At 61.7% G+C, this 17,336-nt stretch carries 14 protein-coding genes; 2 read left to right on the forward strand and 12 right to left on the reverse strand.

Features of this window, described 5'->3' with window-relative positions:
• Nucleotides 1-81 precede the first annotated feature (81 nt).
• The 3 genes from PMX21_RS04120 to PMX21_RS04130 all read right to left on the reverse strand — a co-directional run bounded on the left by PMX21_RS04120 (nucleotide 82) and on the right by PMX21_RS04130 (nucleotide 4,157).
• Nucleotides 82-276 carry a hypothetical protein gene (locus tag PMX21_RS04120; protein WP_229055616.1) on the reverse strand — a complete coding sequence of 65 codons (195 nt, stop codon included), beginning with the start codon at nucleotides 274-276 and terminating at the stop codon, nucleotides 82-84.
• 134 nt (nucleotides 277-410) lie between these two features.
• A complete protein-coding gene (gene clpB, locus PMX21_RS04125; protein ID WP_271758224.1) occupies nucleotides 411-3,038 on the reverse strand; it encodes an ATP-dependent chaperone ClpB in 2,628 nt (875 codons plus the stop codon).
• A gap of 447 nt (nucleotides 3,039-3,485) precedes the next feature.
• The gene (locus tag PMX21_RS04130) at nucleotides 3,486-4,157 is read right to left on the reverse strand and encodes a hypothetical protein (protein WP_195919410.1); all 672 of its coding nucleotides are present in this window, start codon (nucleotides 4,155-4,157) and stop codon (nucleotides 3,486-3,488) included.
• A gap of 234 nt (nucleotides 4,158-4,391) precedes the next feature.
• Between PMX21_RS04130 and PMX21_RS04135 the strand changes: the two genes are divergently transcribed.
• Nucleotides 4,392-5,060, forward strand: coding sequence for a hypothetical protein (locus PMX21_RS04135; RefSeq protein WP_195232853.1), 669 nt, complete (start codon nucleotides 4,392-4,394; stop codon nucleotides 5,058-5,060).
• A gap of 273 nt (nucleotides 5,061-5,333) precedes the next feature.
• Here PMX21_RS04135 and PMX21_RS04140 read toward each other — a convergent pair whose 3' ends face one another.
• The 5 genes from PMX21_RS04140 to dnaK all read right to left on the reverse strand — a co-directional run bounded on the left by PMX21_RS04140 (nucleotide 5,334) and on the right by dnaK (nucleotide 12,322).
• Nucleotides 5,334-7,634: a hydratase gene (locus PMX21_RS04140; protein ID WP_271758227.1), complete on the reverse strand. Its 2,301-nt coding sequence runs from the start codon at nucleotides 7,632-7,634 to the stop codon at nucleotides 5,334-5,336.
• 387 nt (nucleotides 7,635-8,021) lie between these two features.
• Nucleotides 8,022-8,438 (reverse strand): heat shock protein transcriptional repressor HspR, encoded by a 417-nt coding sequence (locus PMX21_RS04145; protein ID WP_006235210.1) that lies wholly within the window; start codon nucleotides 8,436-8,438, stop codon nucleotides 8,022-8,024.
• A 72-nt stretch (nucleotides 8,439-8,510) separates the two neighbouring features.
• On the reverse strand, nucleotides 8,511-9,476 hold the full coding sequence (locus tag PMX21_RS04150; RefSeq protein WP_195246724.1) for a DnaJ C-terminal domain-containing protein: 966 nt from the start codon (nucleotides 9,474-9,476) through the stop codon (nucleotides 8,511-8,513).
• Nucleotides 9,477-9,584: 108 nt separating this feature from the next.
• Nucleotides 9,585-10,427 (reverse strand): nucleotide exchange factor GrpE, encoded by an 843-nt coding sequence (locus tag PMX21_RS04155; protein ID WP_117797293.1) that lies wholly within the window; start codon nucleotides 10,425-10,427, stop codon nucleotides 9,585-9,587.
• A 2-nt stretch (nucleotides 10,428-10,429) separates the two neighbouring features.
• A complete protein-coding gene (gene dnaK, locus PMX21_RS04160; protein ID WP_117564548.1) occupies nucleotides 10,430-12,322 on the reverse strand; it encodes a molecular chaperone DnaK in 1,893 nt (630 codons plus the stop codon).
• A gap of 531 nt (nucleotides 12,323-12,853) precedes the next feature.
• Here dnaK and PMX21_RS04165 point away from each other — a divergent pair.
• Nucleotides 12,854-13,105, forward strand: coding sequence for an indolepyruvate ferredoxin oxidoreductase subunit alpha (locus tag PMX21_RS04165; RefSeq protein ID WP_158564522.1), 252 nt, complete (start codon nucleotides 12,854-12,856; stop codon nucleotides 13,103-13,105).
• A 92-nt stretch (nucleotides 13,106-13,197) separates the two neighbouring features.
• Here PMX21_RS04165 and PMX21_RS04170 read toward each other — a convergent pair whose 3' ends face one another.
• Genes PMX21_RS04170 through nadA form a run of 4 tightly spaced genes read right to left on the reverse strand, consistent with a single transcriptional unit; the run spans nucleotide 13,198 to nucleotide 17,065 of the window.
• The gene (locus tag PMX21_RS04170) at nucleotides 13,198-13,743 is read right to left on the reverse strand and encodes a transcription repressor NadR (RefSeq protein ID WP_117746521.1); all 546 of its coding nucleotides are present in this window, start codon (nucleotides 13,741-13,743) and stop codon (nucleotides 13,198-13,200) included.
• Nucleotides 13,743-14,603, reverse strand: coding sequence for a carboxylating nicotinate-nucleotide diphosphorylase (gene nadC, locus PMX21_RS04175; RefSeq protein WP_271758231.1), 861 nt, complete (start codon nucleotides 14,601-14,603; stop codon nucleotides 13,743-13,745). The genes PMX21_RS04170 and nadC overlap by 1 nt, the downstream gene beginning before the upstream one ends.
• 3 nt (nucleotides 14,604-14,606) lie before the next feature.
• Nucleotides 14,607-15,983, reverse strand: a complete 1,377-nt coding sequence (locus PMX21_RS04180) for an L-aspartate oxidase (protein WP_271758233.1) — start codon at nucleotides 15,981-15,983, stop codon at nucleotides 14,607-14,609.
• Between the two features lie 56 nt (nucleotides 15,984-16,039).
• Complete coding sequence (gene nadA, locus PMX21_RS04185; protein WP_118328570.1) at nucleotides 16,040-17,065, reverse strand: quinolinate synthase NadA; 1,026 nt, start codon at nucleotides 17,063-17,065, stop codon at nucleotides 16,040-16,042.
• Nucleotides 17,066-17,336: the final 271 nt, after the last annotated feature.

Here is a 17,336-nt window from a genome sequence, read left to right on the forward strand (position 1 = left end):
AAATAGGGACTGTTTTTGCTGGTCAAACTGCAAAACAGTCCCTATTTCACCGCAACTTATTGGTGGCCTTTTGGGTGGCACTCAGCGCCACGGATCGGCTTCGAACATCGGCTCACGCTCGGGGCGGCGATCGCTGTAGGGATCGTAGCCGTCATCGTCCTCGTTCTCGGCGCGAATGTAGGGATCGCGCGGCTTGGGCGCCGGCTTAGGTGCAGGCTTGGGTGCGGCGGGTGCAGCATCGGTCGCCGACGTGTTCGTCTTGTTCTTGTCTATCATCTGCATATCTCCTTGCCATGCAATCGTGCTCGACATCATCGATTGTCGCACGAAAAAGGGCGGCGGACCCAATTGGATCCGCCGCCCTTGGCGTTTAGAAACGGCTGGCAGATTTTAAGGCATGTCCCAAAAATCTACTCGGCATCGGGGACCTCGTAGGTGGCCGCCGGCGTGTTATCGCACACGACGGTAAAGCCGCCGTCCTTATCGACATCGACCGTCACCTGATCGCCCTCGCGCACCGTGCCGTCGATGATGGCGGCGGCGATGGCGTCCACGACCTCGCGCTGGACCAGACGCTTGAGCGGACGGGCGCCAAAGACCGGGTCCAGGCCGCCCACGGCGAGCATCTGCTTGGCCGCCGGGGTGATGGCAAGCGTCATGCGCTCCTTGGCCAGACGCGCGCGGACGTCGGCAAGCTGGATGTCGACGATCTTCTCGATCTGCGCCATGCCGAGCGGATGGAACACCACGATGTCGTCGATACGGTTGAGGAACTCGGGGCGGAAGGTCTGAGCCATGGCAGCGTCGACCTGATGGCGCATCTCCTCCTCGTCCTTACCGGACAGATCGGCGATGGCTTTGGAGCCCACGTTGGACGTCATGATGATAATCGTGTTCTTGAAGGACACCTGGCGACCCTGGCCATCGGTCAGACGGCCGTCGTCGAGCACCTGCAACAGCACGTTAAAGACATCCGGATGGGCCTTCTCCATCTCGTCGAGCAAGATCACGGAGTAGGGACGACGGCGCACGGCCTCGGTGAGCTGGCCGCCCTCGTCGTAACCCACGTATCCCGGGGGCGCACCGATCAGACGCTGAACGCTGAACTTCTCCATGTACTCGGACATATCGATACGCACGAGCGCGCGCTCGTCGTCGAACAGGCACTCGGCAAGCGCCTTGGCGAGCTCGGTCTTGCCCACGCCAGTGGGGCCCAGGAAGAAGAAGCTGCCGATGGGCTTGTCCGGATCGGAGAGGCCCGCACGGCTGCGACGCACAGCCGCGGCGACGGCGGAGACGGCCTCGTCCTGACCGATGACGCGCTTATGCAGCTCGCCCTCCAGGCCCTTCAACTTGTCGAGCTCGCCCTGCATCATCTTGGAGACGGGCACGCCGGTCCAGGCGCTCACGACCTCGGCGATCTCATCGGAGGTCACCTGTTCGTTGAGGCCCTCGCCGTCCTGCTGCTTTTGTGCCTCGAGCGCGGCCTCGGAATCCTGAATCTGCTGCTGCAGGCCCGGAATCACGGAGAAGCGCAGCTCGGACGCACGGCCCAGGTCGCCGTTGCGCGTCGCGCGCTCCTCTTCGCTCTTGGCCTCGTCGAGCCGGCCCTTGAGCTCCTGCACGTGGTCGATGGCGTTCTTTTGGTTGAGCCAGCCGGCCTTTTGCACGTTGAGCTTTTCCTGGACCTCGGCGATCTCCTGACGTAGGGCCTCCAGACGCTCCTTGGAGGCGTCATCGGTCTCCTTCATGAGTGCCTGCTCCTCGATCTGCAGCTGGGTGAGCTGACGCGTGGTGGCGTCGATCTCGACCGGCATGCTGTCGAGCTCCATGCGCAGGCGGCTTGCGGCCTCATCGACCAGGTCGATGGCCTTGTCGGGCAGGAAACGGTCGGCGATGTAGCGATCGGAGAGGTCGGCAGCCGCCACGAGCGCGCTATCGGTGATGTGTACGCCGTGGAAGATCTCGTACTTCTCCTTGAGGCCACGCAGAATCGAGATGGTGTCCTCGACGGTAGGTTCGCTCACCATAACGGTCTGGAAACGACGCGCGAGCGCCGCGTCCTTCTCGATGTACTTGCGGTATTCGTCGAGCGTAGTCGCGCCGATTGCGTGCAAGTCGCCACGGGCGAGCGCCGGCTTGAGGATGTTGCCGGCGTCCATGGAGCCCTCGGTTGCACCCGCGCCCACGATGGTATGGAGCTCATCGATGAACAGGATGACCTTGCCTTCCGATTTTTGCACTTCCTTGAGCACGGCCTTCAAGCGGTCCTCGAACTCGCCGCGGTACTTGGCGCCGGCGACCAGCGCGCTCATGTCGAGCTCGATGAGGTCGCGATCGCGCAGCGTGCTCGGCACGTCGCCGGCCACGATACGCTGGGCGATGCCCTCGACGATGGCCGTCTTGCCGACGCCCGGCTCGCCAATGAGCACGGGGTTGTTCTTGGTGCGGCGGGACAGGACCTGGATGGTGCGACGGATCTCATCGGTACGGCCGATGACCGGGTCGAGCTTGCCGGCACGGGCCAGATCGCAGATATTGCGGCCGTACTGTTCCAGTGCCTCAAACTGCGTCTTGTCCTCAGCAGACGTCACGCGGTCATCGCCGCGCAGCTCCTCGTAAACCTGCTCGATGCGCTCCTTGGTCACGCCGGCATCGCGCAGCACACGGCCCGCCTCGCCCTTGTCCTCGGCAAGTGCCATCAGCAGATGCTCGGTCACCACAAAGCTGTCGCCCATCTTGGTGGCCTTCTTCTCGGCCTTTTCGATGACACGGACGAGCTCGTTAGACAGACCCATCTGCTGACCCTCGCCCGAAACCTTGGGCGCGTGGTCGATGGCATCCTGTGTGGAGCGTGCGAGCTGAGCCGGGTCGGCACCGATGCGCTCGATGATCACGGAGATATTGCGCTCGCCGGCACCAAGCAGGGCGGACAGCAGGTGAATCGGCTCCACCGCACCGGCCTGCGCGTCGGCAGCCGTGCTCATGGCGGTCTGCAACGCCTCGCGCGACGTCATTGCTAGCTTATCGATTCTCATGGAATCACCTCTCTTGGGGCGGCCGCCCTACGGGGCGGCTTCACGTTGTTCGAGAAGTATTGTTGCCAGCTTCGCTCGATCTTATACACAAATCTAAGTCTCTATATATAAGATTTTCTGAGTGATTAAGAGATAGGGGGCAGGCACGCTCACCCGCTGCGGCCTCGTCCCCTTACTATCTCAATCTGTAACATCTAGCGACTGTTTATGGCTCCAGATGTTACAGATCGAGACGAATTGTTCAGCGGCACCCGTTTGTCTCAATCTGTAACATCTAGTCAGCAAATAGAGCTCTATCTGTTACAAATCGAGACGAACAGAAAACACCCGGATCAAAAATCTAAATCTGTAACACCAGGCCCACTTTTAGCGGCCAAGATGTTACAGATCGAGACAGACCGAAAACCACCACAAAGAGGGCAGGCACCTTTGTGGTGGTCGCGGTCTCTACTCCTTCGCCGAACCCGTACTTCCCGATTCGACGGTCCAGGGCATCTCATCCTCGAACAGCCATGTACGGGCAGACCCACTATCGCGTGCAGTCTGCGGGTCAGGCAAGCAGGTCTGTTTATAGGCATCTTGGATACACTGACCCATAAAATCGTTGAGCTCGGTCTGGTCGCCCTCCATGACATAGGCGACATCGCCGTCCATGATGTAGATGCCCGGACCCTCATTGCCCTCGTAGCCCGGATCGTACGAGACATCACATAACTTTGCGCCGTTTGCAGTGTCCAGCTCGATGGAAGAGTGGCATCCGCCAACCATGTCGTTCGCTTTTGCCCGATAGGACGCATATCCGTACCAACGCTTAAATGTTTTGCCCTTGAGTAGCTCAGACGCCCTATCGATCAGGCTTGTATCCGTGGTATAGCGCATGGCCCCAAGCTGAATACGCGGATAATTGCTAATACCCAGCACAGCCGGCTGCTCATCAAAATCAACGGTAATGGTCTCGGGCTTGTCGTCGCCGGTCAGAAGTTCGACAGATTGAGTCACAGGCTTGACCACCGGCTCCGTCACCGCAGCAGGTAGAAATGCCATACCGACAGCGCCCGCGCCAACCACAGCGATCGCAAACGCCAAGACAATCAATCCAATACGGGCAGAACGGCTCACGGCAAAACACCCCACAATGCAAACCTTCGCCACCTGCACTAATGATACTGCCAGCTAACACTATTACCAAAAGAAGCCGCGTGCTCCTCACCACCACAAGGGGGACAGGCACCTTTGTGGTGGTTTTCGACGCTAACGGTCGACCATCTCGCGCCATGAGATTAAACTTGAATTGTTCTCTGAACATATCCATTTCTGCCTATCGTCAACAGATCTTTGTCTCGAGGAGCGCATATGAAGCCGTCTCATTCCACCGGTCGCAACGTCATCGCCATTCTCGCCATACCCATCGTGATGCTCTTCCTTATCGTCATCACGCCCTTTTCTTTTGGTATCGCCTCGCCCTTCGATCTTTGCGGGATGATCGACGCCGGCTCGCGTGCCACCTCGCTCTCCTTTGTCTGCCGTGGCGTGTTCTACGAATATGCAATTCCCACCGGAAGTTGGCAGTCCAAGTTACCGTTGCTCGGCAAGGTCGACGGATGCTCCCCCTATTTCTGCCTTGAACCTCAGGCGCTAAACTATCTGATCGACGACCAGCCACTCGACTCCATCACCCTCGCCTACGACTACGCACCAAACACCGATGAGCGCCACATGAACCAAGTCCTCGACAAGCTGCTTGGACAGTGCGGGCTCACCGCGGAAGCCGGTCGAACCATCTATAGCAACCGGAAATTAAAGCGAACAGAACTCCGCCGTGTCGGAAAAATCAAAGGGCGAAACGGGGCCGCCTACTGGGATGCCTGGGCAACACGCGACAAGGGCGAATTCGGACACAGCACCTATATGGTCACTGTCTACACCAAAGACGGAATTAAGGACAATGTTGACGATTTCGCGTCATCCAAACTCGGCATCCCCAAAACAACCAAGCCCGCCAGCCCAGATGAAATCCTGTAGAGACGCTCATTAACATACCGCTCAACAATCACAACAACATCGAGCTCGTTCCCCACCACCACAAAGGCGCCTGTTCCCTTTGTGGTGGTTTTCGACAAAAAGAAGCCGCCCCATTAACAGAGGCGGCATCAAGCAAGTCTATTTATTGGCGTCCCTCAAGACCCAACGAGAACGCAGAAATGTAGCCCAGGGCTTACCCTTTCCCGAACGCGACCCTCGCGAAGCGCGTGAGCGGGCGGGAAAGGGTAAGCCCCGGGCGGACAATTAAGTGCGTTACTCGGCAGCGGCCTTGAACTTGTTGTAGTTGATCAGGCAGCCGGCCTTGACGATGGCACGCTCCTCTGCCGTCATATCGGCAATGTAGAGCTCAATCTGCTCAACCGCACCGTCGGCACGCACCACGTAGGCAGCGATATTCTTCAGGTCGCCATCGAGCGCGGCACGGATACCCGGCACAAAGACGTAGTCGCCCACCTCAAAGTTGGGCTCCGCCTCCATCTGGAAGGGCACCATGCCCCAGTTCATCACGTTGGAGCGATAGCGCTTGGTGGCGTACTCGTGGACGATGTTGGCCAGGCCGCCAATCACGCGCTGGCAGCTTGCGGCCTGCTCGCGGGCGGAACCGTCGCCGGGCTTCTTGGCATAGAGCATAGAGCCGTACTCGGTCGCCTTGGCATCGGCCGTGACACCCGCGCCGGTCAGTGCCTCAAACACGCTGGCAAGCTCAGCATCGAGTGCCACCAGGTCGCCCGCGGCTTCACCGGCAACGCGGCGCTTCTCCACCGCATCGACCTCCTTGGAGCGACCCACGTAGGCAGGGTCGCGACGGCTCAGAGTAAACTCGGCCAGACCCAGAGGGTTGGAGCGGAAGGAGCTCGTCTCGCCCGAAGGAATGAGCTCGTCGGTCGTGGTGACCGGGTCCATGATCTTGGAGCACACCTTGAGCAGGATGTCGTCGCCGAGGGGCTCCATCGCGGGCCACGGCTTGATGTTGGGGCCTTCGACCAGCTCGTCGGCAGGCTCCGCCTTGCCAAAGCCCCAGTACACGCGCTTTTTGTACGGCGCGTCGTCAAAGGTGTACTCGCAGGCCTCGTCCCAAGTCTCCTCGGGCAGGTCGGTCGCCGGCGTCAGGACGCCGCCGTTGGCAGCCGTCGCCGCAATGGAGCGGGCGTCCATCAGGGCCACGGCGCTCAGCTGGCCATTACCCGGCTTGGAGCCCTCGCGGTTGGGGAAGTTGCGCGTAGTGTGGCGGATGGACAGGCCGTTGTTGGCAGGCGTGTCGCCGGCGCCAAAGCACGGGCCGCAGAATGCCGTGCGCACGATCGCGCCGGCCTCCATAAGGTCGTAGATGTAGCCGCGGCGTGTAAGCTCGAGCGCCACGGGTTGGCTTGTGGGATAGACCGACAGCGAGAACTCGCCGCAGCCGGTGTTGGCGCCCTTGAGCACGCGGGCAGCCTGGACCACGGAGTCGTAGTTGCCGCCCGAGCAGCCGGCGATAACGCCCTGCTGCACGTGCAGCTTTCCGTCGACGATCTTGTCGAGCAGGCTAAAGTGCGTCTTGCCCTCGCCGATCTTGGCGGCCTCGAGCTCCACCTCATGCAGGATGTCCTCGAGATTCTCGTTGAGTTCGTCGATCTCAAAGCCGTTGGAAGGATGGAACGGCAGCGCGATCATGGGCTTGATGCTCGACAGATCGACCTCGACGCAGCCGTCGTAGTAGGCAACATCGGCGGGCTTGAGTTCGCGGTAGTCGTCGCCGCGGCCGTGCATGGTCAAAAACGCGTGCGCGTCCTCGTCGGTGGCCCAGATGCTCGACAGGCAGGTGGTCTCGGTGGTCATGACGTCGATGCCGTTGCGGTAGTCGGTCGTCATGCTCGCGATGCCGGGGCCAACAAACTCCATGACCTTGTTCTTAACGTAGCCCTTGGCAAAGACGGCTCGGATGATGGCGAGCGCCACATCGTGCGGGCCGACGCCGGGACGCGGGGCGCCCGTGAGGTAGATGGCGACGACGCCGGGATAGGCGACGTCGTAGGTGTCACGCAGCAGCTGCTTTGCCAGCTCGCCGCCGCCCTCGCCCACGGCCATGGTGCCCAGGGCGCCGTAGCGGGTGTGCGAGTCGGAGCCCAAAATCATCTTGCCGCAGCCGGCGAAGTTCTCGCGCATAAAGGAATGGATGACCGCGATATGGGGCGGAACGAAGATGCCGCCGTACTTTTTGGCAGCCGAGAGACCGAAGACGTGGTCGTCCTCGTTGATAGTGCCGCCCACGGCGCACAGCGAGTTGTGGCAGTTGGTGAGCACGTAGGGCAGTGGGAACTGCTCCATGCCCGAGGCGCGCGCCGTCTGGATGATGCCGACAAAGGTGATGTCGTGGCTCGCCATGGCATCGAAACGAATCTTGAGCGCCTCGGGGTCGCCGGACGTGTTGTGTGCCTGAAGGATCGAATACGCGATGGTGCCACGCTTGGCGTCCTCGGGCGTCTGCGTAATACCGCGCTCGGCAGCCTCGGCCGCAGGCACAACCTCGCTGCCGCCGCGCAGGTAGATGCCGTCCTCGTACAGCTTGACCATACTGTCTCCCACTCTGCCCAAAAGATTTGGGCTCATAGCATACATTCGTTCAATATCGTGCCATAGAACGGTTGCAAGTGGGTTACGAATCTGCACGTTCACTTTATCTCGGTAAAGCATGGGACGAGTCCGGTGTGGGCCGGCAGACTTGGCGCAAGGAGTGTCCCAAAGTGCCGGCACAAAAGGAACGTCCCCAAGTGCCAAACTACCCTACTCCGGCAACGCCGATGTTTTGGCGCAGACAGCGAAAGCCCGCCAGAGCGAGCAAGGTGCCTTGAAACAAGGCAGCATTGATCTTTTGATCATGCCGCCGAAGTTGAAAGGCAGATTGCCGCTCTGACGGGCTTGCAGCGTCAACTGGTTACGCGGGTTGGTAAACCCGCGTAACTACAAATCTCCGCCGGCACCCAAAAGCTTGCGCATGACTTGCTCGGGGTTGACCGAGCCGTCGCGCGGGGCCAGGGCGGTGATCTTCTTCTGCATCTTGTACTCATGCAGCTCGTCCTCGAGCTGGCGCACGCGAGCACGGAGCTTTTCGTTCTCGCGCTCACGCTCCTCGGCACGCTCCTTCATATCGAGGATGCGCACCACGCCGGCAAGGTTGATGCCCTCGTCGGTCAGTTGGTTGATGAGTTCCAGACGCTCGATATCGGCACGGGAATACAGGCGCGTGTTACCGCCCGAGCGCTGGGGGTTCACCAGGCCCTTGGACTCGTAGACGCGCAGAGTCTGCGGATGCATGCCGGTCAGCTCGGCCGCCACGCTGATCATGTACAGCGGTTTGTTCCTATTGTCCTCGGCCATGCTACCTGACCCCTTTCCGTCTCGTTATCGTCCATCATAAGCCCGCGGGCGCGGGCGCGCGCCACGACCGCCCTAGAACGTCGCCTTGTAACGGTTGACCTTCTCGCGATAATCGCGCGTGTCGGCCTCGCGCAGCCTGGTCATGGCATCGCGCTCGTCGTCGGACAGGTTCGTGGGGACCTGCACCTTGATCTCGACGAGCAGCGCACCCGTGCGGCCGCGATGCTTAACGTCGGGCGCACCCATCTCCTTAAAGCGGAACTTCTTGCCCGTCTGGGTGCCAGCGGGCACCTTCAGACGAACCGTCGCGCCGCCGGGCGTGGGCACATCCACCGTGCAGCCGAGCGCCGCCTCATAGACCGAGATCGGCACCTCCATGGTCACATCGGCGCCCTTGCGCTTAAACAGCGGGTGCTCCTCCACATGCGTGGTCACGACCAGGTCGCCGCGCTCGCCTCCGGCAACGCCGTACTCGCCGCGACGCTTGTAGCGCAGCTTGCCTCCGTCGACCGCGCCCGCAGGCACCGAGACCGTAATGGTCTGCTGCTCGCCCGTCGAGGGAATGCGGTAGGTAACCTTGTGCGTCACGCCGCGAAACGCGTCCTCGGCCGTCACATCGACGGTCAGCGACAGGTCGCCGCCCTTGCGTGCGCGGTTGCGGCCCGCGCCCGCACCGGCAGCACCCGCGGCACCGGCAAAGCCCGAGCCCCAGTCGCTGCCCCAGGCGCCGTTGCCGCTGAAGATGCTGTCGAAGATGTCGCCCCAGCCGCTCGCGCCCGCGCCGGCACCGTAGCCGCCGCCATACGCGCCGCCCGCGCCCGGCATGCCGCCAAACATGAGCATCTGGTCGTACTCTTTGCGCTTCTTCTCGTCCGAAAGCGTCTCGTAGGCCTCGCTGATCTCCTTAAACTTGGCCTCGTCGCCGCCGGCATCGGGGTGATATTTTTGCGCGAGCTTGCGAAACGCGCTCTTGATCTCTTTGTCGGAGGCGCTCTTGGATACGCCCAGGATGTCATAGAAGGTTTTGCCTGCAGCCATCGTAGCTCCTCTCCTGTTACGTCCGCCGTCCATGCGGGCGGCGGCCCATGCTTTCATATGGCACTAGGTCAGAAAGGGCCCCGGGTGTTGCCCCGGGGCCCTTCTCAATTACTCCTCGGTGCTCTCGGCCGTATCGGCCGTAGCATCCTCGGGCGCCGCTTCGGGCTCCGGTGCGGGGCGCTTCTCGCCACCGTAGGTCACCGTCACCATCGCGGAACGCAGGATGCGATCCGCCATGCGGTAGCCCTTCTGGTACACGTCGTTGACGGTCTCGTCGTACTGCGATGCGTCCTCGACACGCCCCACGGCCTGGTGCTCGAGCGGGTCGAACGCCTCGCCCTTGGGGTCGATGGGCTCAACGCCCTCGTGCGCAAACACATCGAGCAGCTTGGCATGCACCGCGTCAACGCCATCGACGAACTGCTTAAAATCGTCGGAAAGCTCCTGGCTACGGGCATGGTCGATTGCACGCTCGATATCGTCAACCACCGGCAGCAGCGCAGTGACGAGCTTCTCGGTCGCGCGCTCGCGCTCGGCGATGCGCTCGTTGGCGGTGCGGCGACGGAAGTTCTCCCAGTCGGCCTGCAGACGGGCAGTGCGCTCGGTGGCGTCCTTTGCCTTGTCCTCGGCGGCCTTCTGAGCCTCTGCCGCAGCATCGAGCTCATTGCGCACGTCGGCAAGCTCCTTCTGGGCCTGCTCGAACTTGAGCTTAAAGTCGTTGTCGGCGGCTTCCTCACCAGCGCGGATAGCGGCTTCCACCATCTCGTCCTCGGTCATCGTCGCCTCCTTGTTGGAATCCTCTACCTGGTTCTCGGCAGCCTCGGCGGCCTCGGCCTCGTTGGCCTCGGTATCGTCGACGGCCTCTACGGGAATCTTCACGTCCTTCTCCTCAGAGTCAACGGGGGCGGCGCCAGCGGCAGCCGCCTCCGTGCGAGCTTTACGGGCGGACATGATTACTTGTCCTCGTCGTCCACAACCTCGTAGTCGGCGTCGACAACGTCATCGTCGGCAGGCTGGGCACCGGCGGCACCGTCGGTCTGCTGCTGAGCGTCGGCGTAGACAACCTGGGCCAGCTCGTAGGCCACGGACTGCAGGGACTCGCCGGCGGCCTTGATGGCTTCGACGTCAGAGCCCTCGAGCGCCTTCTTGGCGTCGGCGATAGCGGCCTCGGCCTTGGACTTCACGTCGGCGGAAACCTTGTCGCCCAGCTCGTTGAGGGTCTGCTCAGTGGAGTAGCACAGGCTGTCGGTCTGGTTGCGGACCTCGACCTCTTCCTTCTGCTTCTTGTCCTCCTCGGCATGAGCTTCGGCGTCCTTGACCATACGATCGACTTCGTCGTCGGACAGAGCGGTGGAGCCGGAAATGGTGATCTGCTGCTCCTTGCCGGTGCCCTTGTCCTTGGCGGAGACCTTGACGATGCCGTTGGCGTCGATGTCGAAGGTGACCTCGATCTGCGGCACGCCGCGGCGGGCAGCCGGAATGCCGGTCAGCTGGAACTTACCGAGCGACTTGTTGTCGCGGGCAAGCTCGCGCTCGCCCTGGAGCACGTTGATCTCGACGCTGGTCTGGTTGTCGGCAGCGGTGGAGTAGACCTCGGTCTTGGAGGTCGGGATCGTGGTGTTGCGGTCAATCATCTTGGTCATGATGCCGCCCATGGTCTCGACGCCCAGCGACAGCGGGGTAACGTCGAGCAGCAGGATGCCCTCGACGTCACCGGTGAGCACGCCGCCCTGGACGGCAGCGCCGTCGGCAACGACCTCGTCGGGGTTCACGGACATGTTGGGCTGCTTGCCGGTCATGGTCTTGACCAGATCCTGGACAGCGGGCATACGGGTGGAGCCGCCGACGAGGATGACCTCGGTCAGATCGGAGAGCTTGAGCTTGGCGTCGCGCAGGGCGTTGGTGACAGGCTGCTTGCAACGCTCGAGCAGGTCGCGGGTGATCTTCTCGAACTCGGCGCGGGTCAGCGTGTAGTTGAGGTGCAGCGGGCCGGACTGGTTCATGGTAATGAACGGCAGGTTAATGGTGGACTGCTGCGCCGCGGAGAGCTCCTTCTTGGCGTTCTCGGCGGCCTCCTTCAGACGCTGCAGGGCCATGGGGTCCTGACGCAGGTCGACACCGTTCTCCTGCTGGAACTTGTCGGCCATCCAGTCGATGACGCGCTGATCCCAGTCGTCGCCGCCCAGGTGGTTGTCGCCCGAGGTGGACAGAACCTCAAACACGCCGTCGGCGAGGTCGAGGATGGAGACATCGAAGGTGCCGCCGCCCAGGTCGAAGACCAGGATGCGCTGGTCGGTGCCCTGCTTGTCCAGACCATAGGCAAGAGCGGCAGCGGTCGGCTCGTTGACGATACGCTTGACGTTGAGGCCGGCGATCTTACCAGCATCCTTGGTGGCCTGACGCTGGGCGTCGTTGAAGTAGGCCGGGACGGTGATGACGGCGTCGGTGACGGTCTCGCCCAGATACTTCTCGGCGTCGGCCTTCATCTTTGCGAGCGTCATGGCGCTCACCTGCTCGGCGGTGTAATCCTTGCCCTCGATATCGACGACGGCACGGCCACCCTGGCCCTCCTTGACCTCATACGGCACGGTCTTGATCTCGGAGGTGCACTCGGAGTACTTGCGGCCCATGAAACGCTTGATGGAGAACACGGTGTTCTTGGGGTTGGTGACAGCCTGGTTCTTAGCGGCCTTACCCACGACGCGGTCGCCGTCAGCACGGAAGCCCACAACGGACGGGGTGGTGCGGTCGCCCTCGGCGTTCACGATAATGGTCGGAGAACCGCCCTCGAGGACGGCCATAGCGGAGTTAGTAGTACCAAGGTCGATACCAAGAATCTTACTCATTAGAAATTCCCTCTCTCTTTTGCGTTCGCGCCGCCTCGACGGTCTGTCGCGCGGCGCTTCGGCTTGTCTTTCAGGATGTAGTGTATCCCCTTATGGGCCGGAATATACAAAATCTAAGTCAATTCATATAAGATTTCTTATCTCTGAGAGTTTAGGTTCTCAAATGCGCAGGTAGATACACTGTTTGAGTTCTCGGCAGATCTATTGAGATCTATGTAGAGATGGCTGAGGTTTGCGTCCGGGGGTGCCTGGGGGGCCGTCTTGCGGAAAGTTCATCCCGGTTTGAGCGTGGATTCCGGGTCGCAGTTTCCTCTAGCGGGCCCAACCGGAAACTGCGACCCGGTTTTCGGCCAAATAACGGGATGCCCTTTCCGCAGGCGCGCTCAATCGCTCTATATTACAAGTCACCTATAGCTAACATTTGCGCAGCTCAACGGCCTCACCTGCATGTTTTTTAGTAAGCCGTAGCATACTCGGCGAACGGTATGAAGATGCCGGTCAGAGGGTATTGCAAACGGTCGCTCCCGTGGTATGTTTTTGCCCGAATCAAACCGACGCGCATCGCCTGTAGCGTCGGTCAACAGAGAGGAAACTACCATGGCTCATCCCGTAATTGATGCCGACGAGTGCATCGCTTGTGGCGTTTGCGTCGACTCCTGCCCCGCTGGCGTTCTGGAGCTCCAGGACGTCGCTACCGTCGCTGACGAGGATTCCTGCGTCGCCTGTGGCGCTTGCCAGGACGCTTGCCCCGCCGGCGCGATCACCGAGATCGTCGAGGAGTAACAACTCCCCCACTTGCACACTCACAAGTACACCGTGCACAAAAAAGGAGGCCTCCGCATCGCCGCGGAGGCCTCCTTTTGCATTCGTCGTTACTAGGACAGGTCATCTTCGTAGGGCATTAGGTCTGCCAGATAGCCCTTCTCCTTGAGCATGGCCTCGATCTCGTCGAGGGTTTGCTCGTCTTCTGCCGCAATGCGGTGGAAGTGATAGCCGCTGGTTACCGTCAGCAGCGGAAAGCTCTTACCGCTCTCGATATCGTGCAGGTAGCGCTCAACATCGCGACGATTGCGGATGTCCAGGTCGGCCGTGATCTTGCCGTACACGCGGTGATTGACGATCACGTTGAGCACGGCGCCGCCCGCGTCGACGATGCTCGTGAGCTCATCGCCCGCTTGCTCCACGCCGTGGCGAACCTTGACCAGACGCGTGGGCACAGCCGGGCTGCTCGCCGCCTCCTGTAGTACATAGCCGCGATTGGTGGCGACGATATCGTGCCCGTCGGCGCGCAGCAGGGCGATGTCCTGCACCACGACCTGACGGCTCACGCCCACCTCGCGGGCAAGCGCACTGCCCGAGACAGGATCTTTGGCGCTCTCAAGCACGGCCATGATGGCACGGCGACGCTCGCGGGCGTCCATTATTTACCGTCCAGCAGACGCAGGTGCTTGAGCGAGAGGTCGAGAATCGGCGCAGAATGCGTCAGCGCCCCCGAGCTGATAAAGTCAACGCCCAGGTCGGCAAGCGCGCGGATATTGTTGGCGTCCACGTTGCCCGAGCACTCGGTCTTGGCGCGACCGGCGATAAGCTCGATAGCGGCAGCCATGTCGTCGTGGGTCATGTTGTCGAACATGATGATGTCGGCACCGGCCTCAACTGCCTCGCGCACCATATCCAGGTTCTCGCACTCAATCTCGACCGTCGTGGTAAACGACGCATGGGCGCGCGCCATCTCAATCGCGCGTGCCACGCCACCGGCGGCGTCGATGTGGTTGTCCTTGAGCATGACGGCAGTCGACAGGTTATAGCGGTGGTTGCTGCCACCGCCGATCTCGACCGCGGCCTTCTCGAAGACGCGCATGCCCGGCGTGGTCTTGCGCGTGTCGACAAGCACGGTCTTGGTGCCCACGAGCGCAGCCGCCATCCGATGCGTGTAAGTAGCGATACCGCTCATGCGCTGCAGGTAGTTGAGCGCCACGCGCTCGCCCGAAAGCAGCACGCGCGCGTCGCCGCGCACCTGGCCCACGTGATCGCCGGCGTGCACCTCGTCGCCATCCGAGACATCGAACAACACGGAGCTCTGCGGATCCAGCAGCTCAAAGGTGCGGGCGAATACGTCCAGGCCGGCGATAATGCCGTCGGCCTTGGCGATGAGCTCAACGGTAGCGGGGCGCGCCGTGGGGCACACGCTCGCCGTACTCACGTCCTCAAACGTGATGTCCTCGCGCAGAGCCTGCAAAATCAGATCATCGACGACGAGCTTCATGGTAATGGGATTCATGGTCTACTCCTCCACGGCCTGCGTGCCGGCGGCACGGGCCAAATCATCGATTGCCAGGGGGTCGGCGCTCAGGGCGCGGTGACGCCCGTCAAGCGCGGGCTCACCGGCCTGCTCCACGGCCAGCGACTCGCCGGTGCGCATGTACCACGCGGCGCGGCGGCCCCAAACCAGAGACTCGAGCAGGCTGTTAGAAGCCAGGCGGTTCTTGCCGTGCACGCCATTGCAGGCCGTCTCGCCGGCGGCGTAGAGCTCGGGCATCGAGGTGCGGCCGTCCTTGTCGACCCATACGCCGCCCATAAAGTAGTGCTGCGTGGGTGTGACGGGAATGGGCTCGTCCAGGATGTCGCGGCCGTCCTCCAGGCAGCGCGCGCGGATATTGGCAAAGTGCCCGGTCACCACGTCGCGCTCGACGGGGGCAAAGCTCAGCCACTCGTGCTCGGTGCCGTCCTGCTTCATCTGCTCGCGGATGGCGGCGGCGACAACGTCGCGCGGCTGCAGCTCGTCGGTAAAACGCTTGCCGGCGGCATTGAGCAGAATCGCGCCCTCACCGCGGCAGCTCTCGCTGATCAGGAAGGTGCGGCCCGGCTGCGGCGAGAACAGACCCGTGGGGTGAATCTGCACGTAGTCCAGGTGCTCCATCGTGATGCCATGCTCCTGCGCGATGTAGCAGGCATCGCCCGTGAGCTGCGGGTAGTTAGTCGAATGGTCGTACACGCCGCCGATACCGCCCGTAGCCCACAGCGTGTGGCGGGCATGGATCTTAAACGGCTCGCCGGCATGCACGCCCTCGGCGGCGTTTGCCAGCTCGTCGGCGGGACGAACCGAGTTGTCCTCGTCCACGGCGACGGCGACGACGCCGGTGCACACCGTGGCGTCATCGCGCTCGGCGGTCAGGATGTCGGTCATGGCAACGTGTTCGAGAATCTGCACGTTATCCAGCTTGCGGACAGCCTGGAGCAGCTTGGTCGTAATCTCCTTGCCCGTAATATCGGCATGGAAGGCGATGCGCGGGCGGCTGTGCGCGCCCTCGCGGGTAAAGTCGAGGCTGCCGTCGTCCTTGCGCTCAAAGTCCACGCCCATCGCTAGCAGGTCGTTGATGACCGAGCGGCTCGAGCGAATCATGATGTCAACGCTCTCGCGGCGGTTCTCGTAGTGGCCGGCATGCATGGTGTCCTCAAAGAAGGCGTCGTAGTCAGAACCCTCGGGCAGTACACAGATGCCGCCCTGCGCGAGCATCGAATCGCACTCATCGACGGCACCCTTGGAGAGCATGATTACGCGCGTGCTCGTCGGCAGATTGAGAGCCGCATACAGGCCCGCCACGCCGCAACCAGCAATGACGACGTCACACTCCATATCGGGGTATTGTTTGTTTTCCACAGGAATCCTCTCCCTTGTAATGTGGCATAAGGGATGGTCCCTCATGTCACATTGGCTTAGCGCGCCGCGTACTCGAGCATGCGGTCGAGCGTGAGCTTGGCCTGATCGGCGGCCTCGTCCGACACGCCAATCTGCACCTCGCCCTCGCCCGTCTCCAGGCAGTGCACGAGCTTTTCGAGCGTGATGAGATCCATGTTGACGCAGGTGGGCTGCACCGCAGGGAAGTAGAACTTCTTGCCGGTGCCCTGGCAGCGGCGCTCGAGTTCGTAGAGCACGCCGCGGACCGTCACGATGATGAACTCGCTCGCGTCCGACTCCTCGGCATACTTGATGATGCCGGCAGTAGAGCCGATGTAGTCAGCCTCGGCCAGGACGTCGGCCTTGCACTCGGGGTGAGCCAGCACGAGCGCGTCGGGGTGCGCCTCCTGCGCGTCGACGATCTGCTCGACGGTAATGATGTGATGACGCGGGCAGTAGCCGTTGTTGAGGATGACGTGCTTTTGGGGCACCTGCTCGGCCACAAAGCGGCCCAGGTTTTGGTCGGGAATGAACAAGATGTGCTGCTGCGGCAGCTCGGAGACAATCTTGACGGCGTTAGAGCTGGTAACGCACACGTCGCTCCAGCTCTTGATCTCGACCGTGGAGTTGACGTAGCACACCACGGCCAGGTCGTCGCCGTACTCGGCGCGGGCAGCGTCGACCGTCTCGCGCTTGACCATATGAGCCATGGGGCAGTCCGCGCCCGGCTCGGGCAGCAGCACGGTCTTGGTGGGGTTGAGCAGCTTGGCGCTCTCGCCCATAAACTCCACGCCGCACAGAACGATAGTCTGCTGCGGCAGGCTCTTGGCAAGCTTTGCCAGGTAGAAGCTGTCGCCGACGTAATCGGCAACGGCTTGGACCTCGGGCGCCACATAGTAGTGCGCCAAGATCACCGCGTCACGTTGGGTTTTTAGTTGCTGAATGGCCTCGACGAGCTCTGCGGGCACCAATGCCGCGCGCTCCGTTGCCGTCGTTGCCGATGCCAGGCCGGCCGCGATATCGCGCGCAAGCTCCGACGCATCCATGTTCGCGCTCTGTGCCATCAAGGCCCCTCTCTTTTGGCGAATCTTGGGGCTTTAGTATGACACCTAGGTTTACAGCTGACAAGACAGCTGTAAACCTAGGTGTAAAGTTGGAATAAAGATTCAATCTTGGGGCGGGTCCATTTTCGAGCTGGCAAGCTGAGGATAGTCGAAAATGGACCTGCCGCATGATTCGAGCGGCCGTTTTGCCTTGGACCAAGGGGCAGTGGTCAAAAAAGGCCAAATATGAGTACTGTCACCAAATTAGTAGCAGCGATTTTCCAGTCCAGAG

This window comes from Collinsella aerofaciens (genome assembly GCF_028209885.1).
Lineage (GTDB): Bacteria > Actinomycetota > Coriobacteriia > Coriobacteriales > Coriobacteriaceae > Collinsella > Collinsella aerofaciens_BA.